We start from the raw sequence: 26,139 nt of genomic DNA on the forward strand, positions 1-26,139 counted from the left end.
AAACGCCCGGTTACATTCCGAACCCGGAAGCTAAGCCTCACAGCGCCGATGGTACTGCAGGGGGGACCCTGTGGGAGAGTAGGACACCGCCGAACTCCCTTTGGAACTCCGGTTCTTGGGCACACCGCCCGGGAGCCGGAGTTTTTTGTTGCCCGGGATTGGCCTCGGTGCAACCCCCTGCGCACCACGGTGTGAACCCTGCAGGTAGGGTCGGGGAGCATCGTTGGTTCGTTTCCCGCAGGAGGCCCCCGGGTGGAGGTCCAGGAGACCCGCGTCCAGACGGATCGGGTCCTCACCATCCCGAACATCCTCAGCATGGCTCGGCTCGTAGGCGTGCCCGTCTTCCTGTGGCTCATCCTCAGGCCCGAGTTCGGCGGGCCGAAGAGCGACGGCTGGGCGCTGCTCGTGCTCGTGCTGAGCGGCGTCAGCGACTATCTGGACGGCAAGCTCGCCCGACGGTGGAACCAGATCAGCAGCCTGGGCCGGCTCCTCGATCCCGCGGCCGACCGGCTCTACATCGCGTCGACCCTGGTCGGTCTCACCTGGCGCGGGATTCTGCCCCTGTGGCTCACCGGTGTACTTGTGGCGCGAGAGCTGGTTCTGCTGGTGATGGTGGGCATCCTCAGGCGTCACGGCTATCCGCCGCCCCAGGTGAACTTCCTGGGGAAGGCCGCCACGTTCAACTTGATGTACGCCTTCCCGCTGCTGCTTCTCAGTGACGCAAGCGGATGGATCGCGTCACTCGCTGCTATTTTCGGATGGGCGTTCGCCGGATGGGGTACAACGCTGTACTGGTGGGCAGGAGTCCTCTACGTGGTTCAGGTCCGCCGACTTGTCAGGGCGGACGCCATGGCCGATTGAGCCCGCCGATTGGGCGGCCGTAGTGGCTCGATGGCCCGCGCGGGGAAACTGCGGGACAATCTAGACGGGTGAAGTCGGCTAGACCGTCGTCTCTTAGAGGAGGACGCTTCCGACATGAAGGCCGTCGTAATGGCGGGAGGCGAAGGCACGCGCCTTCGCCCCATGACCTCAAGCATGCCCAAGCCACTCCTGCCGGTGGTCAACCGTCCGATCATGGAGCACGTGCTGCGGCTGCTCAAAAGGCATGGGCTCAACGAGACCGTCGTGACTGTCCAGTTCCTGGCCTCGCTGGTCAAGAACTACTTCGGTGACGGCGAGGAGCTCGGGATGGAGCTCACATATGCCAACGAGGAGAAGCCACTCGGTACCGCCGGGAGCGTCAAGAACGCGGAGGAAGCACTCAAGGACGACGCGTTCCTCGTCATCTCCGGCGATGCCCTGACCGACTTCGATCTCACTGATCTGATCAATTTCCACAAGGAAAAGGGCGCCCTGGTCACCGTCTGTCTGACGCGCGTGCCCAATCCGCTGGAATTCGGCATCACCATCGTCGACGAAGAGGGAAAGGTCGAACGCTTCCTGGAGAAGCCGACCTGGGGCCAGGTTTTCTCGGACACTGTCAACACGGGCATCTATGTCATGGAGCCCGAAGTCTTCGACTACGTCGAACCCGACGTTCCCGTGGACTGGTCCGGCGATGTTTTCCCGCAGCTGATGAAGGACGGCAAGCCGATCTACGGCTATGTCGCCGAGGGCTACTGGGAGGATGTCGGCACGCACGAGAGCTACGTGAAGGCGCAGGCGGATGTCCTGGAGGGCAAGGTCGACGTCGAGATCGACGGCTTCGAGATCTCCCCAGGAGTGTGGGTGGCGGAGGGCGCGGAGGTGCACCCCGATGCCGTGCTGCGCGGTCCGCTCTACGTCGGTGACTACGCCAAGGTCGAGGCCGGTACCGAAATCCGTGAACACACCGTCGTGGGTTCGAACGTCGTTGTGAAGAGCGGGGCGTTTCTGCACAAGGCCGTTGTGCACGACAACGTGTATATCGGACAGCACAGCAATCTGCGCGGCTGTGTCATCGGAAAGAACACCGACATCATGCGCGCTGCCCGGATCGAGGACGGCGCCGTCATCGGCGACGAATGCCTCATCGGCGAAGAATCGATCGTGCAGGGCAATGTGCGGGTCTACCCGTTCAAGACCATCGAGGCCGGTGCCTTCGTCAACACCTCGGTCATCTGGGAGTCGCGAAGCCAGGCGCATCTCTTCGGCGCCCGCGGTGTGTCCGGGATCCTGAACGTGGAGATCACTCCCGAGTTGGCCGTACGGCTGGCCGGCGCGTACGCCACCACGCTCAAGAAGGGCTCCACGGTCACCACGGCCCGCGACCACTCCCGAGGCGCGCGTGCGCTGAAGCGTGCGGTGATCTCGGCGCTCCAGGCCAGCGCCATCGACGTACGCGACCTGGAGAACGTACCGCTGCCCGTCGCCCGGCAGCAGACCGCGCGGGGCAGCGCCGGCGGGATCATGATCCGGACGTCGCCCGGTGTACCGGACTCCGTCGACATCATGTTCTTCGACGGACGGGGCGCGGATCTGTCGCAGGCCGGTCAGCGGAAGCTGGACCGGGTGTTCGCGCGGCAGGAGTACCGGCGAGCCTTCCCCGGTGAGATCGGCGACCTGTACTTCCCGTCCAGCGTCTTCGACTCGTACACCGGGTCGCTGCTGCGGAGCGTCGACACCTCGGGGATCGCCGAGTCGGGCCTCAAGGTCGTCGTGGACGCCTCGAACGGCAGTGCCGGGCTCGTGCTGCCGAGCCTGCTCGGCAAGCTCGGCGTGGACTCGCTGACGATCAATCCCGGTCTCGACGAGTCGCGGCCCACGGAGAGCGCCGACGCGCGGCGTTCGGGGCTCATGCGGCTCGGTGAGATCGTCGCGTCGTCGAGGGCTGCATTCGGCGTGCGGTTCGACCCCGTCGGCGAGCGGCTGTCACTGGTCGACGAGAAGGGACGGATCGTCGAGGACGACCGGGCGCTGTTGGTGATGCTCGACCTGGTGGCCGCCGAGCGGCGCAGCGGGCGGGTGGCACTGCCGGTGACCACGACGAGGATCGCCGAGCAGGTGGCGGCCTATCACGGGACGCAGGTCGAGTGGACGACCACCTCGCCGGACGACCTCACGCGCGTGGGCCGGGACGAGTCGACGATCTTCGGTGGCGACGGCCGTGGTGGGTTCATCGTGCCGGAGTTCAGCAGTGTCTTCGACGGCACGGCGGCCTTCGTACGGCTGATCGGTCTGGTGGCGAGGACACAGCTCACCCTCAGCCAGATCGATGCGCGGATTCCGCGGGCGCACGTCCTCAAGCGTGATCTCGCGACTCCCTGGGCCGTCAAGGGACTTGTGATGCGCCGGGTCGTGGAGGCGGCCGGGGATCGCTTTGTCGACACGACGGATGGCGTCCGCGTCGTGGAGACCGACGGGCGGTGGGTGCTGGTGCTGCCCGACCCCGCAGAAGCCGTCACCCATCTGTGGGCCGAAGGGCCCGACGACGCCTCGGCGCAGGCCCTCCTCGACGAGTGGTCGGCGGTCGTGGACAGCGCTGGTCGATAAACACGCAGCACGCGCGCGTGTCGGACATGTGTCCCCTAGGGGGCCTGTCCGGCACGCGGGTGGGGCCATTCGGAGGTATCGCTCGCGACGTGCGACGATGTGCGGCATGCCGCAGCCGCCCCCCGTTCGGAGCACAGCCACCCGATCCTCGCGTCCGGACGCCTCCATGTCGTTGCTCACCAACGTCATGGATCACAGCCTGGACGACGGGTACGCAGAGGCTGCCGCCCGGAAGAAGTCCGAGGGCGCCGGTGGCATGCCCAGGACGGTGCGGGCCAAGCTCGGTCTTGCGGCCGGCCTCGTGCTCGCCGCGCTCGTGGTCACCCTGGGCGCCGCGCAGGCGCGTGTAGCGGCTCCGACGGTCGCCAAGGAGCGCCAGGAACTGATCGACCGTATCCAGCGTGAGACGGCGGCCGCGGACAAGCTGGAAGGCACGGTCGACAAGCTCCGCGACGATGTGAGCGCTCGCCAGCGTGAGGCCCTGAAGACGGACGGGGACAGTGGCACGGCCGATCTGGCCGGGCTCCTGTCGGGCGCCGTCCCGGTGCACGGCCCGGGTGTGAAGCTCGTCGTGAACGACGCCAAGGAAGCCACGACGGGCGGGAACGGCAATCCGCGTGAGACCTCCGACTTCTCCGACACCGGACGTGTCCGTGACCGCGATATGCAGCGCGTGGTCAACGGGATGTGGGAATCGGGCGCCGAGGCGATCGCGATCAACGGACAGCGGCTGACGGCACTCTCGGCGATCAGGGCCGCGGGTGACGCGATACTGGTCGACAACAGACCGCTGGTGCCGCCGTACACGGTGCTCGCGGTGGGGGACGGGGAACGGCTCAGCACGAGGTTCCAGAACAGCGCCGACGGGCTGTATCTGCATGCGCTGCAGGAGAACTACGGGATCCGGACCGGCATTTCCGTCGAGGGTGACGTTCGGCTGCCCGCGGCGCCGAGTGTGATCGTACGTACAGCACAACCGAGCACAGAGAAGGGCACATCGTGATCGCCGTACTGGGCCTCGTCGTCGGAGTCGTGGTCGGCCTGTTGGTCCGTCCCGAGGTTCCGGTGGTCGTCGAGCCTTATCTTCCGATCGCTGTCGTGGCGGCGCTCGACGCCGTGTTCGGCGGATTGCGGGCCATGCTCGACGGGATCTTCGACGACAAGGTCTTCGTGGTGTCGTTCCTGTCGAACGTGGTGGTGGCGGCGCTGATCGTGTTCCTGGGTGACAAGTTGGGTGTCGGCGCTCAGCTGTCCACCGGTGTCGTGGTCGTCCTCGGCATCCGGATCTTCTCCAACGCCGCGGCGATCCGCCGGCATGTGTTCCGGGCGTGAGGCCGATGAGCAACGAGGACGAGACACCCACCCCGCCGGGGACCCCCGAGCACCGGCTGCGCAGGGAACTTCCGCAGGAGGTCCCGGCAGAGGCCGCCGACGCCTCAGGAGATCCGGACGGGCCGGAGGGCTCCGGGGCCGCTCTGACCGGCCGGCAGCGCCTGGTGAAGGGTCTGTGGCCGCCGCGCGTGACGCGGGCCCAACTCATTGTCGCGCTGCTGCTGTTCGGCCTCGGCTTCGGCCTGGCCGTCCAGGTCGCCTCCAACAGTGACGGCAGCAGCGCCCTGCGCGGTGCGCGCCAGGAGGATCTTGTGCGCATCCTCGATGAACTGGACGACCGTACACAGCGTCTTCAGGACGAGAAGCAGGGTCTTGTGGATCAGCGGGCCGAGCTGGAGAACAGCTCGAACCAGGCCGAGGAGGCACGCAAGCAGACCGCCGAGAGGGAGAAACAACTCGGCATCCTTGCAGGCACGGTGGCGGCCCAGGGACCCGGCATCACGATGACGGTCGAGGACACGAAGGGAACGGTCCAGGCGGACATGCTGCTCGACGCGATCCAGGAGCTGCGCGCGGCCGGCGCGGAGGCGATCCAGGTGAACGGCGTACGGGTCGTGGCCAGCACCTATCTGTCGGACTCCGGCAAGAGTGTGAGCGTGGACGGGAACAAGATCACCAAGCCCTACGTTTTCAAAGTGATCGGTAAGCCGCAGGACCTGGAGCCGGCGCTCAACATCCCTGGAGGCGTGGTGCAGACTCTTGAGAAGGAGCAGGCCACGGTCACCGTGGAGCGTTCGGCGAAGATCGTCGTCGACGCCTTGCGAGGGGCGAAGCGGCCTGACTACGCTCGGTCGTCCTCCCAGTGAACCGGGGGTGCATGGAGGCAGTCCGGCAGGGGCATGAGGTTGCGGGGGGTCGGCGCACCGAATGGGTGGTGCGTGGTGGAAACTGTCTGGTGGATACGGACGTTGTGAGGATGTCCGGGTCGGCCGGTGTATGCAGTCAGGGTTCGTCCTGCCCCACGGGCGGGTCTGTTTCGGTCAAGGGGAATCGCCCGTGAAGTTGTTTGCGAAGTTGTTCGGCAAGAGCGCGCGAGAGGGCAGCGACAACGCGACTGCCCGCCATCGCGCAGAACCGGGAGAAGCGGAGGGCCAGCGCCCCCTCTTCCGGGACCAGGTCGCTGGTCCGGGTGGTGACATTTCCGGAGGTCAGGGCGCGCCGTCTGTTGACCCTGGCGCGTCCGGCCGCATAGGTTTCGGGGACATGTCGGCCCTGGTGTGTACAAGGTGCGGTCACCGCAACGCGGAAAACAGCCGCTTCTGTTCCAACTGCGGTGCGCCGCTTCGAGCGGGGGCGGTTCCGGAGCGTGCGTCGGAGACGACGTCCACGATCTCGATCTCCGGGCTGGAGGCGTACGACGCGGAGGCCACCGGCCAGACACCGGTGCCGACGCTCTCCCCGGAGGCGCAGGCGGCCGTCGACGCGCTGCCGCTCGGCTCGGCGCTCCTGGTGGTGCGCCGCGGCCCCAACTCCGGTAGCCGCTTCCTGTTGGACAGCGACCTGACCACGGCGGGGCGCCATCCGCAGAGCGACATCTTCCTGGACGATGTGACGGTGTCGCGCCGCCATGTGGAGTTCCGCCGCAGTCCGGACGGCAGGTTCACGGTCGCCGACGTCGGCAGCCTCAACGGCACCTACGTCAACCGTGAGCGCATCGACCAGGTCGCGCTCAACAACGGCGACGAGGTGCAGATCGGCAAGTACCGGCTGGTCTTCTACGCGAGTCAGCGGGGCATCTGACCCGCCAGGGAAGGGGCCATGCTTCACACACCGAGCGGCGGTGCCGACAGCGGCACCGCCGCCGACGGTCGGCTGATGAGCATCGGCACGGTGCTGAACATGCTGCGCGAGGAATTCCCCGAAGTCACCATCTCCAAGATCCGTTTCCTGGAGTCCGAGGGGCTCATCGAGCCGCAGCGCACCCCTTCCGGCTACCGCAAGTTCAGCGTGCGCGACGTCGAGCGCCTCGGCCAGGTGCTGAGGATGCAGCGGGACCACTATCTGCCGCTGAAGGTCATCCGTGAGCACCTGGACGCCCTGGAGCGGGGCGAGGAGGTGCGTCTGCCCTCCCTGGGCCGTCCGCGCGACATGGGTGACGGAGAGCTGCTCGGAGATCTTCTGGGCGAGTCCGACACTCCCACGGCCGCGCGGATCGGCCGCGACGAGCTGCTGTCGGCGGCCGAGATCTGTATGGAGCAGCTCGAGGAGTGGGAGTCGTACGGGCTCGTCGTACCGCTGCCGGACGGAATGTACGACGCCGAGGCGGTCACCGTGGCCACTCTGGTGGCCGAACTGGGCCGGTACGGGATCGAGCCGCGCCATCTGCGGGTGATGAAGGCCGCCGCGGACCGCGAGGCGGGCCTGGTGGACCAGGTGGTGGCCCCGTTGCGGCTCCACCGCAATCCGCAGACCAGGGCGCACGCCGAGGCGCGTACGAAGGAGCTGGCCGGGCTCGCGGTGAAGCTGCATGCCGCGCTGGTGCAGTCCGCGCTGGGCGTGCGGCTGCCCTGAGCCGGGCGTTCGCCCTGGGCGGATCGGTCGGCCGTTCTGTGCCCGACTACCCAAACATCCCGGGCACGGCCTAGGGTTGCTGTGTGAACGAGCTCGATGTCGTAGGTGTCCGGGTCGAGATGCCCTCCAACCAACCGATCGTGCTCCTGCGTGAAGTGGGAGGCGACCGTTACCTCCCCATCTGGATCGGCCCCGGGGAGGCGACGGCGATTGCGTTCGCCCAGCAGGGCATGGCCCCCGCGCGACCGCTGACCCACGACCTGTTCAAGGACGTGCTGGAGGCTGTCGGCCAGGAGCTCACGGAAGTACGCATCACGGATCTGCGTGAAGGCGTCTTCTACGCGGAGCTGGTCTTCGCCAGCGGCGTCGAGGTGAGCGCCCGGCCGTCCGACGCCATAGCGCTGGCGCTGCGCACCGGAACGCCGATCTACGGCAGTGACGGGGTGCTCGACGACGCGGGAATCGCCATCCCGGACGAGCAGGAGGACGAGGTCGAGAAGTTCCGCGAGTTCCTCGACCAGATCTCGCCGGAGGACTTCGGCACCAGCAGCCAGTGATCGGCCCCCGTGCGGTCCCTTCGGGGCCTGAGCCGGGCGGGCTGCGCCGACGCCTCGGTGATGCCGCGCGTGTGCGGGCCCGTCGGGCGTGAGCCGACGGGCGTGGCCCGGGGCGCGGGAGGCTTGTGCCCCTAGCGGACTGCGGGGCGGAACCGACCAAGTAAGGAGTGTCGGGTCTCAAGGGCATGTCGTTGCCAGGTGCGGGCCGCTCCGGCTGGTTCGGCACGGAGACCGGAACCGGGGCGGCGGTCCTGCTGGGAAGAGGTCCGGCGGGCTGCGGATCCCGGCAGGTCAGAGCGGAGCGAGCGGCTCCGCTCGGCGCGGCGAGGGTGGGCGTCGGTGACGCATCCCGCGATCCATGGCTAGAGCATTCGGCTAGCCTTTCCCCGCGGGAGGGCACGGGAAACCACTCCTAGGGTGATTATCACTCGGCGTGCCGAGTGTGGCGATCGTTGACGCACCCCTGGTGACTGCCTACCGTCGAGAAGGCAGGTCAAGGACGGAGGTCGGCGTGAGAAGCAGCGGCGGCGGTACGGCTGGGGGTGCTCCCGGACACAGTCTGGGAGAGAATGGCCCGTACCCTTCCCCAAGCTCTCGGCTTCGCTCGAGCAGGGGGTACCCCCATCCCGGCAGCGCGGCCGGCTCCGCCACTCAGCGGCCGATGGCCGTGCCGGGCGACGGAGGGGCGGCTTCCGAGCACATCGGCTATCGCGGTCCCACGGCGTGTGCCGCCGCGGGAATCACCTACCGGCAGCTGGACTACTGGGCCAGGACGGGTCTCGTCGAACCGAGCGTGCGTCCCGCCTACGGGTCGGGAACGCAGCGGCTGTACAGCTTCCGGGACGTCGTCGTCCTGAAGATCGTCAAACGGTTCCTCGACACCGGTGTGTCGCTGCAGAACATCCGTAGCGCCGTCCAGCACCTCAGGGAGCGCGGATTCTGCGATCTGGAGCGGATGACGCTGATGAGCGACGGTGCGACGGTCTACGAGTGCACGTCGCCGGACGAGGTCCATGCGCTGCTGCAGGGCGGGCAGGGCATCTTCGGTATCGCCGTGGGCGTGGTGTGGCGGGACGTGGAGAACGCGCTGTCGCAGCTGCACGGGGAGCGCGTCGACACGGGTGAGACCATCGTCGGCCACAATCCGGCGGACGAACTGGCGCGGCGGCGCAACCGGGCCGTCTGAGCGTCTGAGGTTGCTGTCCGTGTCCGGGCTGCATTGTCAGTGGCGTAGGGCAGCATCGGAGATGTGAGAACCGCGCCCACCATCCTGCATCTCGACATGGATGCCTTCTACGCCTCGGCGGAGCAGGCATCCAAGCCGAGCTTGCGCGGAAAGGCCGTCATCGTGGGCGGGCTCGGACCGCGCGGGGTGGTGGCCACGGCGTCGTACGAGGCACGGGTCTTCGGGGTGCACTCGGCGATGCCCATGGCGCAGGCGCGCCGGCTCGCGCCGAACGCCGCGTATCTGGTGCCGCGCTTCGGGTTCTACCGGGAGATCAGCGAGCAGGTGATGGGGCTGCTGAGGGCCCTGTCGCCGCTCGTGGAGCCGCTGAGCCTGGACGAGGCGTTCGTGGACCTGGAGGCAGGGGGAACGGCCTGGGACGAGGAGTCGGCGCGGCTGACCGGGGTGAAGCTGCGCGCGGACATCCGGGCCGTCACCGGGCTGACGGGCTCGGTGGGGCTCGCCGCCTCCAAGATGCTCGCGAAGATCGCCTCCGAGCAGGCCAAGCCGGACGGGCTGGTGCTGATACGGCCGGGCACCGAGCGCGCGATGCTCGGGCCGATGTCCGTGCGCACGCTTCCGGGGGTCGGCCCCGCCACGGGGGACCATCTGCGGCGGGCCGGGATCACCACGGTCGACGAGATCGCCGAAGCGGGCGAGGACGAGCTCGTACGGCTGCTGGGCAAGGCCCACGGGCATGCGCTGTACGCCATGGCGCTGGCCCACGACGAGCGGCCGGTGGTCGCCGAGCGGGAAGCCAAGTCGGTGTCGGTCGAGGACACGTACGACGTGGACATCCATGACCGGGTCCGGGTCGGCCTGGAGGTGCAGCGGCTCGCGGACCGGTGTGTGCGGCGGCTGCGGGAGGCGGGGCTGTCGGGGCGGACCATCGTGCTGAAGGTACGGAGGTACGACTTCTCGACGCTGACCCGGTCCGAGACGCTGCGTGGGCCCACGGACGACCCGGCGGTGGTGCGGGAGGCCGCGGCGCGGCTGCTGGAGGCCGTGGACACCACGGGTGGGGTACGGCTGCTCGGCGTCGGCGTCAGCGGACTCGCCGACTACACACAGGAGGACCTCTTCGCCCAGGCGCACCTGGCCGCAGGGGAGGGCGTGGCGGAGGAGCATCCGGAGGCGGACGCGGCGGACGAGCCCGGCGAGGACAAGGCGGGGGTGCCGGCCGAGCGGGTCTGGCGTGCGGGGCACGACGTCCGGCACACCGAGTACGGGCACGGATGGGTGCAGGGCAGCGGGCTTGGCAGGGTGACGGTACGGTTCGAGACACCCGACTCGGAGCCGGGGCGGGTCCGCACGTTCCGCATCGACGACTCCCATCTGGAGCCGGCGGATCCCCTGCCCCTGGTACCCCGAAGACCCGAGGCCACGGACCCGCGGCCGACTCCGACGGCCACCCGGACGTGACAGCGCCGCCGGTGGTCCGGAGCGGGGGAGCCTGGTGCTGTGGAGGCTCGTCGGTTTCGGGTGGTGAGCGGGCGGTGTGGGCCTGGATCTGTGTGTCGGCGGTCCGAAGGCCCGGTGTCGCGGGGTTGCGGGCGGCCGCGGACGGGCCGGGGTCTGCTGGTGCGGCTGGTGGTCTGGAGCGGGGGAGCCCGGTGCTGTGGAGGCTCGTCGGTCTCGGGTGGTGAGCGGGCGGTGTGGGCCTGGATCTGTGTGTCGGCGGCCCATGCGGCGGTCGTGTGCGGCCGTCGGCGGGCGCTGGGGTCTGCTTGTACCGCAAGTGGTGTCGAGGCGGGAGCCCGAGCTGCGGAAGTGCGGGCGCTGGGGTGTGCTTGTGCCGCAAGTGGTGTCGAGGCGGGAGCCCGAGCTGCGGAAGCTTGCGGTCTCGGGCTGCGAGCCGGGCGGTGCGAGCCTGGATCTGCCCGTTGGAAGTCCGAAGGCGCGAGGCCGCGGGGTCGTGGGCGACCGCCGACGGCCGCCGGGGCCTGCGGGCGCCGCCGGTGGTCCGGAGCCGGGGAGAGCCCGTAGCTGCGAAGCTCGGCAGTCTCGGGCTGTGAGCCGGGTTGCGCGAGCCCGGAACCCGCACCTTGGTCGCCCGGCGAAACGAAAGGCAGGCCAGTGGCGTGGCCAGGAACCCCGCAGCTTGACGGCCCGCCCCGCCATGCGCGCTGCCCCGAAGTCCGAAGGGCCGGAACCGGGAGCTCAGGCCCGGGGCTCCCGGACTCTCCGGCTCGGTCCGAGGCGTCTCCCCGGTGCCGAGCCGGGTGCCGGGCCGGGGCGGGTAGAGGCGGGCTCAGGTCTCGTCCGACCCCGCGAGATGGCCGAAGTCCCGGTCCGGTGGTGCGGGCGGGGCGGCCACGTCGAGGCCGTAGTGGTGGTAGAGCTGCAGTTCCTGTTCGGGGGAGAGATGGCGTCCGACACCGAAGTCGGGGGCGTCCTTGATCAGGGTGCGTTCGAATGGGACGTACAGCGCGCCCTCGACCAGCTCGCTGGGCTCCAGCGGAACAAACGCGTCCCTGCTGAACAGGCCCGTTCGTATGGCCGCCCACTCCGGCACACCGGTCGCATCGTCGAGGTAGACCTCGTCGACCGTGCCGATCTTGTTGCCATTGCGGTCGAACGCCTTGCGGCCGATCAGATTCCGCGGATCGATATCGGTCTTCACGGTCCCTCCAACTGGTCGCAACTCATCCGTAAGCACTACAAAAGAGCACATTCAGGCATGTGGCCACTCGAAGGTCCACTCCAAGGTTGCGGTGTTGTCCCCGCTGGTAGTCTGGCAAGCGGCTGTAGACCCCGTGCGGGAGAGTCCTCCGGAGCGATCCGGAGGCGCCGAAGGAGCAAACCCTCCCCGGAATCTCTCAGGCACACGTACCGCACGGACGAGGTCACTCTGGAAAGCAGGGCGGGTGTCGACGGCTTCCGCTCTCACCGACGGTGAAAGCCGGACCGCCTTCGGACGGACCGGTGAAGCTCTCAGGTTGAGATGACAGAGGGGGAGGCCGTCGGGGTACCCGCGCCGTGGTGCCCCTGGAAGGTCGCGTCAGACCAGGAGGCCTCCGCAATGACCGCCCACCGCATTCCGCTCTCCGATCTCGAACAGGGCACGCCCTTCGAGCAGCGCCACATCGGGCCCGACCCGGAGGCGCGGGCCAAGATGCTCGCGCAGGTCGGCTATGGCTCGCTCGACGAGCTCACGGCCGCCGCCGTCCCGGATGTGATCAAGAACGCCGACGCCCTGGACCTGCCGGGCGCGCGCACCGAGGCCGAGGTGCTTGCCGAGCTGCGCTCCCTCGCCGACCGCAACCAGGTCCTCGATTCGATGATCGGGCTCGGGTACTACGGCACCTTCACGCCGCCCGTCATTCTGCGCAACGTCATGGAGAACCCCGCCTGGTACACGGCCTACACGCCGTACCAGCCGGAGATCTCCCAGGGCCGGCTCGAAGCCCTGCTGAACTTCCAGACCATGGTCGCCGACCTCACCGGCCTGCCGACCTCCGGTGCCTCGCTGCTCGACGAGGGCACGGCCGCCGCCGAGGCCATGGCGCTGTCCCGGCGCATGGGCAAGAACAAGAAGGGCCTGTTCCTGGTCGACGCGGACACGCTGCCGCAGACCATCGCAGTGATCGAGACCCGTGCCGAGCCGACCGGCGTCGAGGTCGTCGTCGCCGACCTCAGCGACGGCATCCCGGCCGAGGTGGCCGAGCGGGAGATCAACGGCGTACTGATCCAGTACCCGGGCGCCTCCGGTGCCGTACGCGACATCAAGCCCGTGATCGAGCAGGCCCATGAGCTGGGCGCGCTCGTCACCGTCGCCGCCGACCTGCTCGCCCTCACGCTGCTCACCTCGCCCGGCGAGCTGGGCGCGGACATCGCCGTGGGCACGACACAGCGCTTCGGTGTGCCGATGGGCTTCGGCGGGCCGCACGCCGGATACATGGCGGTGCACGAGAAGTTCGCACGCAGCCTGCCCGGTCGGCTCGTCGGCGTCTCCGTGGACGCGGACGGCCACAAGGCGTACCGGCTCGCCCTGCAGACGCGGGAGCAGCACATCCGCCGCGAGAAGGCGACGAGCAACATCTGCACCGCCCAGGTGCTGCTCGCCGTGATGGCCGGAATGTACGCCGTCTACCACGGCCCCGAGGGTCTGCGGACCATCGCGCGGCGTACGCACCGGTACGCCGCGATCCTGGCCGCGGGTCTCACGGCGGGCGGGGTCGAGGTCGTCCACGGCGACTACTTCGACACGCTGACCGTGCGGGTGCCGGGCCGGGCCGACACGGTCGTCGCCGCGGCGCGCGAGCGCGGGGTCAATCTGCGCTTCGTCGACGCCGACCATGTGTCGATCGCCTGCGACGAGACGACCAGGCGGGCCCAGCTGGGCGCCGTCTGGACCGCGTTCGGCGTCGAGGGCGACGTGGAGGCGCTGGACGCCAGCACCGAGGACGCGCTCCCGGACGCCCTGCTGCGCACCGACGACTACCTCACGCACCCCGTCTTCCACGCGCACCGCTCCGAGACCGCGATGCTGCGCTATCTGCGCAGGCTGGCCGACCGTGACTACGCGCTCGACCGCGGCATGATCCCGCTGGGCTCCTGCACGATGAAGCTCAACGCGACCACGGAGATGGAGCCGGTCACCTGGCCCGAGTTCGGGCAGCTGCACCCCTTCGCGCCCGCCGAGCAGGCCCAGGGCTATCTCACGCTCATCCGCGAGCTGGAGGAACGTCTCGCCGAGGTCACCGGCTACGACAAGGTCTCCCTCCAGCCCAACGCCGGCTCCCAGGGTGAGCTGGCTGGTCTGCTCGCCGTCCGTGGCTACCACCGCGCCAACGGCGACGACCAGCGCACCGTCTGTCTCATCCCGTCCTCCGCGCACGGCACCAACGCCGCCAGCGCCGTCATGGCCGGTATGAAGGTCGTCGTGGTGAAGACCGCCGACGACGGAGAGATCGACGTCGAGGACCTGCGGGCAAAGATCGAGCAGTACCGCGACGAGCTGTCGGTGCTGATGATCACGTACCCGTCCACGCACGGCGTGTTCGAGGAGCACGTCGCCGACATCTGCGCCCAGGTGCACGAGGCGGGCGGCCAGGTCTACGTCGACGGCGCCAACCTCAACGCGCTGGTCGGCCTCGCCAAGCCGGGTCACTTCGGCGGAGACGTCTCGCACCTCAACCTGCACAAGACGTTCTGCATCCCGCACGGCGGCGGCGGTCCGGGTGTCGGCCCGGTCGGTGTGCGCGCGCACCTGGCGCCGTACCTGCCGAACCACCCGCTGCAGCCCGCGGCGGGCCCGGAGACGGGCGTGGGCCCGATCTCGGCCGCTCCGTGGGGCTCGGCGGGCATCCTGCCGATCTCGTGGGCGTACGTCCGGCTCATGGGCGGCGAGGGCCTCAAGCGCGCCACGCAGGTGGCCGTGCTGTCCGCCAACTACGTCGCCAAGCGTCTGGAGCCGCACTACCCGGTGCTCTACACCGGCCCGGGCGGCCTGGTCGCGCACGAGTGCATCATCGACCTGCGGCCGCTGACCAAGGCGACCGGCGTGAGCGTCGACGACGTCGCCAAGCGGCTGATCGACTACGGCTTCCACGCGCCGACGATGTCGTTCCCGGTGGCCGGCACGCTGATGATCGAGCCGACCGAGTCCGAGGACCTCACCGAACTCGACCGGTTCTGCGACGCGATGATCGCCATCCGCGCCGAGATCGAGAAGGTCGGTTCGGGCGCGTGGCCCGCCGACGACAACCCGCTGGGGAACGCACCGCACACCGCCGCGGCGCTCGGCGGGGAGTGGCAGCACGCCTACTCGCGCGAGGAAGCCCTCTTCCCGGCCGGCGTCACGGCCGCGGACAAGTACTGGCCGCCGGTGCGCCGTATCGACCAGGCCTTCGGTGACCGGAACCTGGTCTGTTCCTGCCCGCCGCTGGACGCTTACGCCGAGTAATCACCCTCGGATATGCGTCGGGGCCGGTTCGGAGCGTATGTCTCCGGGCCGGCCCCTCGTATGCCGGGGCATCGGGTGCCCCTTGTGCGCGCGCCTCAGGCGGCGGTCATCACCTGGTCGGTGCCCATCGGGCGGTGCGGGGCGATGATCTGGCCGTCGGGCAGAAGCTCACCGGTGTCCTCGAAGAGCAGAACGCCGTTGCACAGCAGGCTCCATCCCTGCTCCGGGTGATGCGCCACGAGACGGGCGGACTCCCGGTCGGCGGATTCGGCGGTCGGGCACGGTGGCTGGTGCTGGCACATGGTGGATGGGATCTTTCGCTCTGGCGTGATGTGTGGAATGGCTGTTGCGTCTGTCCTGCGGCTCGTCGATTCCTTCATGGCCGCCCCCCGTTGGCGATACGTCGTGCTGGAACCCAGTGTTGCCCCACGGGCGTCAATCCGCAGGGATTTCGCTGCACCGCTCCTCACAGGTTCATGACGCATCACCCGCGCGGACGGTTCATTCCAACTCCACTGTCACTTCGGGTGGTTCGCAATGGCCGGAAGGGGCTAGCCCATGTGGTCCGACCAGCGCTTTCTCTCTCGAACGAGCATGGTGGGGCGCGAACGAGCGGCGGGTTGCGGAGGTGTTCGACGGCCCGGACACGAGACGTGCCCCGCGGCCGTTTCCGGCGGCGGGGCACGGTGGGGCGGCGGGGCTACGCGGGGGCGGGCGAGCCGAGCAGCGGGGCAGGGGTGACACGGAGGGTGAGCACCGGAAGTAGTTCGGCGACGCGGTGCGGGCGGTGGGACGCGATGCCGGGCGGCGCGGGCGCGAGCGGCACCAGGAGGTCGGTCGCGGCCGGGTGACCCGTCGCGCCGTCTGCGGTGCAGTCGCCGTGCAGCCACAGGGTGAGCATGTACAGCTCGGGTACGGACAGGAGCCGGGCCTGGTAGGGCTGTTTCATGGTCTCTGCCTGACGCAGCGCGCGCTCGGTGGCGGCGACGTACGGACCTTCGAAGAAGTGTGAGAACGCCCAGCCGTCGGGGGTCAGCATGGTCTCGGCGGCGGCCACGGCGCGATCGCCGCAGCGGATGAGGAAACGCCATCCGGCGAGCCGGGTGGCCGACGCGCCCGCCGGAGTGATCCGGTCCAGTACATGCACCGGCAGCGGGAGTTCAGGTGTGGCGGGTCCCTGAGCGGCTCGCAGGGACGGGGTGCGGGCCTCGCGCACTGCGGTGGGGGAACCGAGTGCCGTGAGGACGGAGCGGAGAGCGGGCGCGGGAGCCGGGGGGACATGCAGCGGCATGGTGGGTCGCCTCTCGTTCGACAGGCAATGTGGCGCGGGGGCGGGGCGGGCGGACGGCGCTGTCAGCTCTGGGGGCCAGAGGGGCGGGGGGACTGTGCCCGGACGAATGGCGGCACTTGACGACAGGGCTCAGAACCGCGGGCGCCAACTCTCTGCCTCGTGGGCGGAGTTTATACGACACGTGTTCAGATGGTGTTTCGTCTAGCCGTCCCCAGTATGAAGGACAAGGGGATATTCGGTCGGCGAAAGGCGACGTTCGTCCCGGTACTGCGCGCGCGCCCCGGCGGCGACCTCGGAATACTTGTCCGTAACGGTCGGCCGATTCTCGTCGGCATTTTTCACGACATCGTTGCGCGTTGAAACTGCATACGGCTCCATGCCCCGTGAATGTGCCGCACGGGGACGTCTCCAGCGTAGCGGGCGGCGACCGCCCGTGGAGGCGTTATCGATCGCGTTGTCTGGGCATCATCACCCGTGACCCGGGACAGCAGGGGCCGGTTCGTCGGCCTGCCCATCCGAGGAGGGACGCTTCGATGGGGGAGAAGGTCGTGGCAGGGTCGTTCGACCTGTCCGATCGCCAGCGCTACCGCGGCAAGCTCAGGCAGTGTCTGGCGGGGCTGGCGCGGCTCCTGGAGGAGAAGCGGTTCGATCGCGCCAAGAACCTGATGGGTCTGGAGATCGAATTGAATCTCGCCGGGCCCGACGGGATGCCCAGAATGATGAATGCACAAGTACTGGAAAGGATTGCAAGCCGAGATTTCCAAACAGAACTCGCCATGTTCAATCTCGAAGTCAACATAGCCCCACACCGGCTGGGCGGCCGGGTATTCGACCGGCTCGCCGAGGAGCTGCGCACCTCGCTCGCATATGCCGATCGCAAAGCGGGTGAGGTCGACGCCGGAATCGTGATGATCGGCATTCTGCCGACTCTCGACCGCGACGACCTGGTCTCCTCCAACCTCTCCGCCGTCGACCGCTACACCCTGCTCAACGATCAGATCGTGGCCGCGCGCGGCGAGGACTTCGCGCTCGACATCGACGGGGTCGAGCGGCTCGAGTGCACCTCGCGGTCGATCGCGCCCGAAGCCGCCTGCACCTCCGTCCAGTTGCACCTGCAGGTCACCCCTGCGCGCTTCGCCGACGTGTGGAACGCGGCCCAGGCGGTCGCGGCGGCGCAGGTCGCCCTTGGCGCCAACTCGCCGTTCCTGTTCGGGCGCGAGCTGTGGCGCGAGTCGAGGCCGCCACTGTTCCAGCAGTCCACCGACACCCGGCCGCCCGAACTGCAGGCGCAGGGCGTGCGCCCGCGCACCTGGTTCGGGGAGCGCTGGATCACCTCCGCGTACGAGCTGTTCGAGGAGAACCTGCGCTACTTCCCGGCGCTGCTGCCGATCTGCGACGACGAGGACCCCCTGCGCGTCATCGACGAGGGCGGCACACCCAAGCTCGCCGAACTCGTCCTGCACAACGGCACGGTGTACCGCTGGAACAGGCCCGTGTACGGCATCGCCGACGGCGTCCCGCATCTGCGGGTCGAGAACCGGGTGCTGCCCGCCGGACCCACCGTCACCGACGTGATCGCCAACGCGGCCTTCTACTACGGTGTCGTCCGCGCCCTGGCCGAGGACGCGCGGCCGGTGTGGACACGGCTGCCGTTCGAGGCCGCGGCCGCCAACTTCGACACCGCGTGCCGTCATGGCATCGAGGCCCGCCTGCGATGGCCGAAGCGCGGGCGCTACGGCGGGACCACCGAGGTGGAGGCCGTGGACCTGGTGCGCGACGAACTGCTGCCGCTCGCCGAGGCGGGGCTCGACGCATGGGGTGTAGAGCCCGCCGACCGGGACTTCTACCTGGGAGTGATCGAAGAGCGGTGCCGGCTCAGGGTCAACGGCGCGAGCTGGCAGGCCGCCACCTTCCACCGGGCCCTGGAACGGGGCCTGGACCGGCACACCGCACTGGCCGAGACGACACGTCAGTACAGCGAGCTGATGCACGTCGGCGAGCCCGTGCACACCTGGCCGGTCGGGTTACGGACACCGGTGCCGCTGGGGTGAGCGACCGGACGAGAGGGCCTAGCTCCGGCTGCCCGCCTCCACGATCGCCTTGAGGATCACCGAGTGGATCTGCGAGGGGTCATTGACCTGATGGCCCGAGCCGCCGGTCGCCTTCGCGATCTGCTCGGCCTCCTCCTTGGAGGCCTCGGGGCCCACCGCGATCACGATCAGCGGCACCGGCCGCTCCGGGTCGGTCAGCTTCTGCAGATCGCTGATCAGGGTCGAGCGGGAGATACTGCCGGGATCCTGGTTCACGCCGTCGGTCAGCACGACGAGTGCGTTGAACTTCCCCTTCACATAGGACGAGGTGGCCGCCTTGTACGCGGCGAGGGTGGTGTCGTAGAGCCCCGTCGCGCCGTTCGTCACCGGCTGCAGCGCGCTGAAGGCGGCCGAGAGCGTGTCGCGCTGGGTGCCGTTGCCCTTGCGGTCGCCCAGGCGTTCGGTCGGCACCAGAACGCGGTAGTCCTTGTCGCCGTCGAGCTTCGTGGAGAACTCCCACAGCCCGATCTCGTCCTCCGGCGTGAACGTGGCCAGGGCCTGCAGCAGCGACGCCTTGGTGACGTCCATCCGGGACTGGCCGGTGCCCGGTACCGGCTCCGCCATGGAGGAGGACGCGTCGACGACCGTGGTGATCCGGGCGCTCTGCACGGTGATCGTCCACATGCCGAGCGCCTCCTCCACCGCCTTGTCGGAGGCCGGGTCCAGCGTGGGCTCCGCGTACGGCTGCGGGGAGCGGCCGCCCGCCCGGGTGACCAGCGCGGTGGAGGCGTTCGTGTCCTCGGTGCGGAAGCCGTGCCCGGCGAGGATCCCACGTCCCTCCTTCTCCCCGAGCAGGGTCATGAACCGCAGCGCGGCACGGCTCTGGTCGGTGGTCAGCTGCGGCTGGTCGACGAGGGCGAACGGATAGTCGAGGGCGGGCGATCCGTCCTTGGGATAGAACAGGTCGAGCCCCTCGTGAGTGTCCGACGATGAGTTGTACGCGAACGCCGACTGCTCGGAGAGGATCACCGCCTGGTTGCGCTTGGGATTGCCCTTCTCGGTGCCGGACGAGTCGCGCGGGAGGGTGTCCAGGACCTGGCTGTCGCTGTCCACGGTGCGCTGGGAGAGCACCTTCGCCATGGCCGCCGCCTGGGTGTCGCCGTCCTTGACCTTGGCGGATTCGGTGGTCAGCTGGGTCAGCGCGAGCAGACCGGTGGCGCTGCGCGAGGGGTCGGCGCCGCCGAGCTCGAGCCGGTCGTCCTGCATGGTCGCGCCGGCCAGCTCGGTCCAGGTGTAGGTCTTGTCGGGCCACCCCAGCGACTTCGCGGCCGAGGGGACCATGGCGATGCCGACGGGGGAGTAGGCGACGTTGCCCGCCGGGGTGACCGGGGTCGCCTTGCTGTCCGCGGTCACCCGCTGCACCCACAGGCCGGAGTCCGGCACCCACACCTGTGCGTCGGGCTTTTTGCCCGAGCGCAGGGTGTCGGTGACCTTGTACGCGTCACTGGCGGTCACGCCGATGTCGAGGCAGCGGCCGTCGGAGGTGATGTTCTGCTTGCGGGCCGCCTCGGCCGCGGCCTTGAGCGCGGGGGCCATGTCCGGGGAGGCGGCGACCTTGAGGCGTATCGCGTTGTCCCGGCACGACGTGCCGAAGGAGAGCAGCCCGCTTCTGACGGCGGCCGCGGTGCCCGCGGCGACGGTGAGGACGAGGACCGTCGCGACGGCCACGGTGCGACGGCGCGCCCGTGGACGGGGGTCGACGGCACTCGCCCCGTACTCATCGGGCAAGCTGTGACGTCCCATGACGGTGGTGCCCCTCCCTGTTGAGCCCGTGCCGTGAAACAGCCGTATGGCAGAACAAAGGGGGAGGTACGCCCCGTACGGCGTCCGTCCCCCCAACGGCCTGTCGCGCACGATCTTCGTAACTTCTTTCGAGACCCTAGCGGGGCGAAGATGGGGATGAGGCGGGATTGCTCAACTGGAGGCGGGAGTGCAGGTGGAGGCAGGGTCGGTGGCCGAATCTTTTCCTACGGAGCGGGCGACGCGACGGATTTTCCGGGACGAGACGCTGCTGGTTCTGGGGCTTTCGCTCGGTGCGAGCGGGGTTTCCGCGCTGATCAGCTTTGTCGGGTCGGTCACCAAACCGGGGGGTCTCAAGGAGCAGGCGGCCACGCTCAACGCCTCGGCCGCCCCCGGCCGTCCCTGGCTTGATCTTGCCTGGCAGCTCTTCGGGATCACGACGGCTCTGGTGCCGGTCGCGCTCGTCGCGCACTTCCTGCTGCGGGAGGGCGCGTCCCTGCGCACGCTCGGCTTCGACCGGACGCGGCCCTGGCCGGACCTCGGTCGCGGGGCGGGGATCGCCGCCGTGATCGGCTCCACGGGCATCGCGTTCTACCTGGCCGCCCGAGGGCTCGGCGCCAATCTCACGGTGGTGCCGGAGGCACTGCCCGACGTGTGGTGGAAGTACCCCGTGCTGGTCCTGTCGGCGGTGCAGAACGCCGTCCTCGAAGAGGTCATCGTCGTCGGCTATCTGCTGCGCCGGCTCGGCCGGTTGGGCTGGACGCCCGGCACGGCCCTGGTGGCCAGCTCGGTGCTCCGCGGCTCGTACCACCTCTACCAGGGCGTCGGCGGGTTCCTGGGCAACATGGTGATGGGCGTGGTCTTCGTCTACCTCTACCGGCGCTGGGGCCGGGTCGGCCCCCTGGTGGTGGCCCACTCGCTGCTCGACATCGGGGCGTTCGTGGGATACGCGCTGCTGGCGGGGAAGGTGGGCTGGCTGCCGACGGCGTGAGGCGTGCGGAGAGGGGCGTACGAGGTCGTCGTACGCCCCTTTTGCGATGTCAGGCGAGCAGTTCGCCCTCGATCACGGTGACCGCGCGGCCGGTGAGGTGGGTGCGCTCGCCGCGGAGCTCGGTGCGGACACGGCCGGAGCGCGGAGAGGCCTGCAGACCCGTGAGGTCGGGGCGGCCGAGGCGCTCGGACCAGAAGGGGGCCAGGGCGGTGTGGGCGCTGCCGGTGACCGGGTCCTCGTCGATGCCGACGTTCGGGAAGAAGCAGCGAGAGACGAAGTCGTACCCGCGGGTGGGGTCCTCGGCGCGGGCCGTGGCGATGATGCCGCGCTGTGAGTGGCCGCCGAGCGCCTTGTGGTCGGGGGCGAGACCGAGGACCGTCTTCTCGTCGGCGAGTTCGAGGACCAGGTCGCCGACGTTCGGGCCGGTGTCGAAGGCGCTGAGCGGCTCCGCGCCGAGGGCCTTGGCCACGCCCTCGGGGATCTCGACACGGGTGAGCGGTGCGGTGGGGAAGTCCAGGGTGATGGAGCCGTCCTCGCGCGGCGTGGCGCTCAGGACGCCGCTGCGGGTGGCGAACCGTACGGGGCCCTCGTGGGCGCCCGTGCTGTGCAGGACATGGGCGGTGGCCAGGGTGGCGTGGCCGCACATGGCGACCTCGGTGGCGGGCGTGAACCAGCGCAGCGCCCAGTCGGCCTCGCCGCCCTCGGGCAGGCGGTGGGCGAACGCGGTCTCGGCGTGGTTGACCTCGCGGGCCACGTCCTGGAGCCATCCGTCGTCGGGGAAGGCGTCGAGGAGCAGGACCCCGGCCGGGTTGCCGGCGAAGGGGCGGTCGGTGAAGGCGTCGACGATACGAATCCTCATGGGCCGACGCTAGACGCCGGAGGGCGGGGCGGGCCAAGGCCAATTCGGGGTGGCTGGACCGGTGCCGGAGGGGAGCGCGGGCCCGGCGCCCGGCCTGACCCGTAAGCCGGGTTCACTGAGGGCCGTGGTGGGTGCGGCGGAAGTCGCCGGGGGTGGTGCCGGTGTGACGGGTGAAGAACTTGCCGAAGTTGGTGGGTTCGCAGAAGCCGAGCCGGCGGCCGATGACCGCGACGGGTTCGTCGGTGTGTGCGAGCAGCCGCTGGGCCTCCAGGGCCACCCGGGCGTCGATGACCTGCTTGACCGACTGCCCGGTGGCCGCCAGGCAGGCGCGGGTGAGGGTTTTGACTGTGCAGCCCAGGCGCCCGGCGTAGTCCTCGGCACGGCGGGTGGTGGCGTAGGAGCGTTCCAGCTCGGTGCGGAGGAGGGCGTAGATCTCACTGCCGGCGTGGGGGTCGCCGTTCTCGCTGTCCCCGGGAAGCCGGTCGATCTCCAACAGCAATGTGGAGAGCAGGAGTTGGAGGATCTCCCGCGACACCGCGCCGTCCGGCCCGGTGTACTCGTCCCGTAGCTGTGCCAGCAGGGTGGACAGTGCGGCGCAGTCGCGACCGGCGCCCAGCTGCCGGCAGACGGGTCCGTACCACTCCTTGATCAGACGGTCGGTGCCGTGGGCGGGCCCGAGGCCACGCGAGGACGACGTGCGGTTCTTCGACGCCCCCGGTTTCCCGGAGGAGTTCAAGCCGTACGCGATCGGCCCGATCCAGGCCCCGAGGCCTACCGGGCGCTGGGTGACGATGTCACCTGGACCTGCCTCTCCCCGCTCCCGGTCCACTTCGCATGACAGCCAGGCTCGTAACAGCCAGGCGCGTATCTCGACGGCAGACTTGCCCCATGAACCAATCGGATCCCAAGGCTGACCTCCAGTTCTACCTGCAGTCCGCCCGCGATGCCCTGCTGTGGAAGATCGAAGGGCTCTCGGAGTACGACATCCGCCGCCCGATGACTCCGACCGGCACCAACCTCCTGGGCCTGGTGAAACACGCGGCCGGCGTGGAGCTGGGCTACCTCGGCGACACCTTCGGACGGCCGTCCGGCGAGCCGCTGCCCTGGCTCGACGACGGTGCTGAACCCAACGGGGACATGTGGGCCACCGCCGACGAGTCACGCGAGGACATCGTGGAGCTTTACCGCCGGGCGTGGGCGCATGCGGACGCGACGATCGACGCGCTGGCGCTGGACACGATCGGCAGGGTGCCGTGGTGGCCCGACGGCAGGGACGAGGTGACGCTGCATCATGCCGTAGTGCGCGTGATCGCCGATACGCACCGGCACGCCGGACACGCCGACATCATCCGGGAACTCATGGACGGTGCCGTTGGGATGAACAAGGGCAACGACAGCATGGCGCCCGGTGATTCGGCGTGGTGGGAGAACCACCGAAACCGGCTGGAGCGTGCGGCGCAGGAGGCCGACCGAGACGCGTAACGCCGGACCGGACCGAGTCCGGTCCGGCGGATGATGAAGCCGATAGTCCTCGACGACGCGTCGGCGGTCCGGGCGATGGCCTGTCGCACGGCTTCCACCTCGGCCGGTCGTACCTGGCCGGGGGCCTGCCCTTGCACGGCCGGTCGGCCAAGCAGCGACGGGGCCGACCGGCCCTCCGCCGGCCCGACCGGTCCATCCCGCTGCCGGCGCCGGCGCCGGTGTTCGATGCACCAGGCAGCTCCGCCAGCGAAGCTCACCATCACACATTTGGCCTGTCTCAACGAAGTTGGTCGCCCGTATTCCGCTGACCTGCGCGGACTGGATTGAGTGAGAGGCGTGGACTGGGTTCGTCGAGACAGAGTCACGGTTTCGGGGCCGGAACAGGCTGCATGAAAGCGCATCTGCCGGCCCGGGCGAAGTGTGACTGAGCTTCAGTTGGTCAGTGAGGGCTTCAGCCGGCCACTTCGTGCGTCCCCCCGGGCATAGCGGGCGCCTGTTCTCGTACAGCCACAGCACACGAGATCGTCTCGTGGCTCAAGGGCCGGAGCCACCCCAGGCCAACAAGCTGAGGCGGCAGCGTTCCACGGCACGGCCTAGCTCGCCACGCGGTAGCGGAGGTAGACGACTCCTGAGCTGAAGGTGCGGGTCTCGACGAGTTCGAGATCCACCCGGCGCTCGCGTTGGGGAAAGAACGGAATGCCACCGCCGACCAGCACTGGGTAGACCATGGCCCGGTACTCGTCGATCAGACCCGATGCGGCCGCCTCGGCGGCGAGCGTCGCGCCGCCGATCGCGATGTCGCCCTCCCCCGGCTCGGCTCGCAACCGCTCGATCTCCTCCGCCAGGCCACCGGAGGCCAGGCGGGCATTGCCCTGCACCGCCGACAGCGTGGTGGAAAACACCACCTTTGGGAGCGGCTTCCAGATCGCGGCCCACTCAAGCATTGAGTCGTCGAGCGATGGATCCTGGTCGACGGTCTCCCAGTACAGCATCATCTCGTACAGCCGTCGTCCCAACAGGTGGATGCCGACCCCTCGAATCTCGTCGATCCAGAAGCGAAAGACCTCCTCGTCGGGCGCCGTCCAGTCGAAGCTGCCGTCCGGCCCGACGATGTAGCCGTCGAGTGAGACGCTCATCGAATACGTCACGCTGCGCATCAGAAGTCCTCCTCGGTAACGGGTTCGACAGTACGACCGCCGGACGCCGCAGGACTCATCGCAGCTCGCGGGATCCCCTCAGATCTCCCGCCCCACGCGAAGATCATCATGAAGGGCGGCGATCTTCGATTCCATGATCGGCGACCTTACTGGTACGGACCTTGCGGTCATTGATGACTGGCTGGGTCAGCAGTGCGCGGCCCTGCCTGATCCACCCCAGCCGGTACAGCCATCCAGCACCCCCAGCGCCCTCAGTCGCGCGATCAGGTTCGCTGATGTCCTGTCTCATTGAAGTTAGTCGTCTGCGTTGCGCTGACCTGCGTGGACTGGATTGGGTGAGACGCGTGGACTTGGTTCGTTGAGACGGACTGCATCTGTCCGTGTCATGTGATCTCAGTCGATCCTGTCCCGTCTCAGCCGATCTGTTCCCGTTGGTGCTGCTGTCGGTGGGGGCGGCAAGCGATCGTCTCTATCACGGCCTACGACCGGGGCGACATCACTCCATCGACTCCAGAATGCGGTCGAGTGTCCGGCGCCCCATTCTGCTCATCGTCGGATTACTCTCGACGTAGTACCAGACAAGACCCATCGCCTGTTCGAACGCCCATGCCTTGCCGCGTTCCCACTCCAGATCGTCACAGACCAGTGTCCGCCGGAGCACTTCCCGCGGGCCTGGCTGCAACAGGTGCCAGGCACTGACCAGATCCAGCGCGGGGTCGGCCGGGCCGAAGCCGCCGGTGTCGAGTACGCCGCTGAGCCGGTCTCCCGCGACCAGTACATTGCCGGGAATCAAGTCACCATGGCTCATCACGTCGGCACCCGTGCGTGGCAACTCCCGAAAATGGCTCCACACCTGGCGCAGCCGGGGCACGTCGAGCAGCCCCTTACTCTCCTCGAAGCACTTCGCCATCCAATCGTCGTGGTGAGCGAGAACGCCGCCACGATTTTCGCCGCTGAAAAGCCGCCCCCGCGTCTCGGCGTCCCGGAGGGCTGCGATGAAGGCCGCAAGGTCCTCGGCGAAAGCGTCCGACCCACTCGGGTCGGCATCAGAGGCGACCGTTCCCGGCAGCCATGTCTGGACCGACCACGGCATGGGGTAACCCGCTCCAGGCTTTCCCAAGGCGACGGGTTCCGGGGCGGGGAACCGAGACACCTGTGCCAGCTCCGCGCTCGCCTGGGCTTCCTGTTCCAGAACCGCCAGCGCCTCGGCAGCATCGGCCAGACGCAGTGGGAAACGCGCTGAGAGGTCGTTCCCGATGCGGAAGATGGCGTTGACCGTCCCGGTCGACGACAGGAGTTGGATCGCCTTGCCGCTCCACTGAGGAAACTGTTCTTGGATCAAGGCCGCAACGATTTCGGTGGTCACGTCCACTTGGTCATCGTGCATGGTCATCTCTCGCAGGCTCTTCCACTAGTCCAATTCGAAACGCCGGAAGCAGACCAGATCAACTGAGACGACAGCCAG

General features: G+C 68.9%; 21 protein-coding genes, 1 rRNA gene, 1 pseudogene and 1 riboswitch. Of the genes and pseudogenes, 15 read left to right on the forward strand and 8 right to left on the reverse strand.

All coding sequences use genetic code 11. From position 1 onward, the window contains the following. The 11 genes from rrf to ABT186_RS31325 all read left to right on the forward strand — a co-directional run. Positions 1-95 (forward strand): 5S ribosomal RNA (gene rrf, locus ABT186_RS31275); the annotation flags it as partial. A 157-nt stretch (positions 96-252) separates the two neighbouring features. Then, positions 253-861: a cardiolipin synthase ClsA gene (gene clsA / locus ABT186_RS31280; protein WP_351231930.1), complete on the forward strand. Its 609-nt coding sequence runs from the start codon at positions 253-255 to the stop codon at positions 859-861. 114 nt (positions 862-975) lie between these two features. Further along, the gene (locus ABT186_RS31285; RefSeq protein ID WP_351927917.1) at positions 976-3,471 is read left to right on the forward strand and encodes a sugar phosphate nucleotidyltransferase; all 2,496 of its coding nucleotides are present in this window, start codon (positions 976-978) and stop codon (positions 3,469-3,471) included. A gap of 166 nt (positions 3,472-3,637) precedes the next feature. Then, a complete protein-coding gene (locus tag ABT186_RS31290; RefSeq protein WP_351231926.1) occupies positions 3,638-4,474 on the forward strand; it encodes a DUF881 domain-containing protein in 837 nt (278 codons plus the stop codon). Continuing rightward, complete coding sequence (locus ABT186_RS31295) at positions 4,471-4,803, forward strand: small basic family protein (protein ID WP_351231924.1); 333 nt, start codon at positions 4,471-4,473, stop codon at positions 4,801-4,803. The genes ABT186_RS31290 and ABT186_RS31295 overlap by 4 nt, the downstream gene beginning before the upstream one ends. A gap of 5 nt (positions 4,804-4,808) precedes the next feature. Then, a complete protein-coding gene (locus ABT186_RS31300) occupies positions 4,809-5,669 on the forward strand; it encodes a DUF881 domain-containing protein (protein WP_351231922.1) in 861 nt (286 codons plus the stop codon). A gap of 61 nt (positions 5,670-5,730) precedes the next feature. Beyond that, positions 5,731-6,603: a zinc-ribbon and FHA domain-containing protein gene (locus ABT186_RS31305; protein WP_351231920.1), complete on the forward strand. Its 873-nt coding sequence runs from the start codon at positions 5,731-5,733 to the stop codon at positions 6,601-6,603. An 18-nt stretch (positions 6,604-6,621) separates the two neighbouring features. Then, positions 6,622-7,374, forward strand: coding sequence for a transcriptional regulator FtsR (ftsR, locus tag ABT186_RS31310; protein ID WP_351231918.1), 753 nt, complete (start codon positions 6,622-6,624; stop codon positions 7,372-7,374). An 83-nt stretch (positions 7,375-7,457) separates the two neighbouring features. Further along, positions 7,458-7,931 carry a bifunctional nuclease family protein gene (locus ABT186_RS31315; RefSeq protein WP_004002801.1) on the forward strand — a complete coding sequence of 158 codons (474 nt, stop codon included), beginning with the start codon at positions 7,458-7,460 and terminating at the stop codon, positions 7,929-7,931. Positions 7,932-8,442: 511 nt separating this feature from the next. Further along, positions 8,443-9,117 (forward strand): MerR family transcriptional regulator, encoded by a 675-nt coding sequence (locus ABT186_RS31320; RefSeq protein WP_351231916.1) that lies wholly within the window; start codon positions 8,443-8,445, stop codon positions 9,115-9,117. A 63-nt stretch (positions 9,118-9,180) separates the two neighbouring features. Beyond that, positions 9,181-10,578, forward strand: a complete 1,398-nt coding sequence (locus ABT186_RS31325) for a DNA polymerase IV (RefSeq protein ID WP_351231914.1) — start codon at positions 9,181-9,183, stop codon at positions 10,576-10,578. Between the two features lie 829 nt (positions 10,579-11,407). Here the strand turns inward: ABT186_RS31325 and ABT186_RS31330 are convergent. Beyond that, entirely contained in the window at positions 11,408-11,779 is a 372-nt protein-coding gene (locus tag ABT186_RS31330; RefSeq protein ID WP_351231912.1) for a PRC-barrel domain-containing protein, read from the reverse strand. Positions 11,780-11,905: 126 nt separating this feature from the next. Then, positions 11,906-12,001: riboswitch (glycine riboswitch) on the forward strand. Positions 12,002-12,178: 177 nt separating this feature from the next. Here ABT186_RS31330 and gcvP point away from each other — a divergent pair. Next, positions 12,179-15,064, forward strand: coding sequence for an aminomethyl-transferring glycine dehydrogenase (gene gcvP, locus ABT186_RS31335; RefSeq protein ID WP_351927919.1), 2,886 nt, complete (start codon positions 12,179-12,181; stop codon positions 15,062-15,064). Positions 15,065-15,159: 95 nt separating this feature from the next. Here gcvP and ABT186_RS31340 read toward each other — a convergent pair whose 3' ends face one another. Together ABT186_RS31340 and ABT186_RS31345 are read right to left on the reverse strand one after the other, a co-directional pair. Beyond that, on the reverse strand, positions 15,160-15,366 hold the full coding sequence (locus tag ABT186_RS31340) for a DUF5999 family protein (protein ID WP_351231908.1): 207 nt from the start codon (positions 15,364-15,366) through the stop codon (positions 15,160-15,162). 398 nt (positions 15,367-15,764) lie between these two features. Then, positions 15,765-16,355 (reverse strand): hypothetical protein, encoded by a 591-nt coding sequence (locus tag ABT186_RS31345; RefSeq protein ID WP_351231906.1) that lies wholly within the window; start codon positions 16,353-16,355, stop codon positions 15,765-15,767. Between the two features lie 533 nt (positions 16,356-16,888). On the opposite strand from ABT186_RS31345, the gene ABT186_RS31350 reads away from it, so the two are divergent. Then, on the forward strand, positions 16,889-18,406 hold the full coding sequence (locus tag ABT186_RS31350; RefSeq protein WP_351231904.1) for a glutamate-cysteine ligase family protein: 1,518 nt from the start codon (positions 16,889-16,891) through the stop codon (positions 18,404-18,406). 18 nt (positions 18,407-18,424) lie between these two features. On the opposite strand, the gene ABT186_RS31355 is transcribed toward ABT186_RS31350, so the two are convergent. Then, positions 18,425-20,188: a substrate-binding and VWA domain-containing protein gene (locus ABT186_RS31355; RefSeq protein WP_351927921.1), complete on the reverse strand. Its 1,764-nt coding sequence runs from the start codon at positions 20,186-20,188 to the stop codon at positions 18,425-18,427. A 187-nt stretch (positions 20,189-20,375) separates the two neighbouring features. Between ABT186_RS31355 and ABT186_RS31360 the strand changes: the two genes are divergently transcribed. Then, positions 20,376-21,176 (forward strand): CPBP family intramembrane glutamic endopeptidase, encoded by an 801-nt coding sequence (locus tag ABT186_RS31360; protein ID WP_351231900.1) that lies wholly within the window; start codon positions 20,376-20,378, stop codon positions 21,174-21,176. 49 nt (positions 21,177-21,225) lie between these two features. On the opposite strand, the gene ABT186_RS31365 is transcribed toward ABT186_RS31360, so the two are convergent. Further along, on the reverse strand, positions 21,226-22,035 hold the full coding sequence (locus ABT186_RS31365) for a PhzF family phenazine biosynthesis protein (RefSeq protein WP_351927923.1): 810 nt from the start codon (positions 22,033-22,035) through the stop codon (positions 21,226-21,228). Positions 22,036-22,147: 112 nt separating this feature from the next. Next, positions 22,148-22,699 (reverse strand): annotated as a pseudogene (locus tag ABT186_RS31370) (helix-turn-helix domain-containing protein); the annotation flags it as partial. A 224-nt stretch (positions 22,700-22,923) separates the two neighbouring features. On the opposite strand from ABT186_RS31370, the gene ABT186_RS31375 reads away from it, so the two are divergent. Further along, positions 22,924-23,517: a DinB family protein gene (locus ABT186_RS31375; RefSeq protein WP_351231896.1), complete on the forward strand. Its 594-nt coding sequence runs from the start codon at positions 22,924-22,926 to the stop codon at positions 23,515-23,517. Between the two features lie 593 nt (positions 23,518-24,110). Here ABT186_RS31375 and ABT186_RS31380 read toward each other — a convergent pair. Next, positions 24,111-24,674 (reverse strand): dihydrofolate reductase family protein, encoded by a 564-nt coding sequence (locus ABT186_RS31380; RefSeq protein ID WP_351927925.1) that lies wholly within the window; start codon positions 24,672-24,674, stop codon positions 24,111-24,113. Between the two features lie 496 nt (positions 24,675-25,170). Continuing rightward, complete coding sequence (locus tag ABT186_RS31385) at positions 25,171-26,067, reverse strand: aminoglycoside phosphotransferase family protein (RefSeq protein WP_351927927.1); 897 nt, start codon at positions 26,065-26,067, stop codon at positions 25,171-25,173. Between the last annotated feature and the right edge of the window lie 72 nt (positions 26,068-26,139).

Source organism: Streptomyces sp. NPDC001634 (assembly GCF_040298185.1).
Lineage (GTDB): Bacteria > Actinomycetota > Actinomycetes > Streptomycetales > Streptomycetaceae > Streptomyces.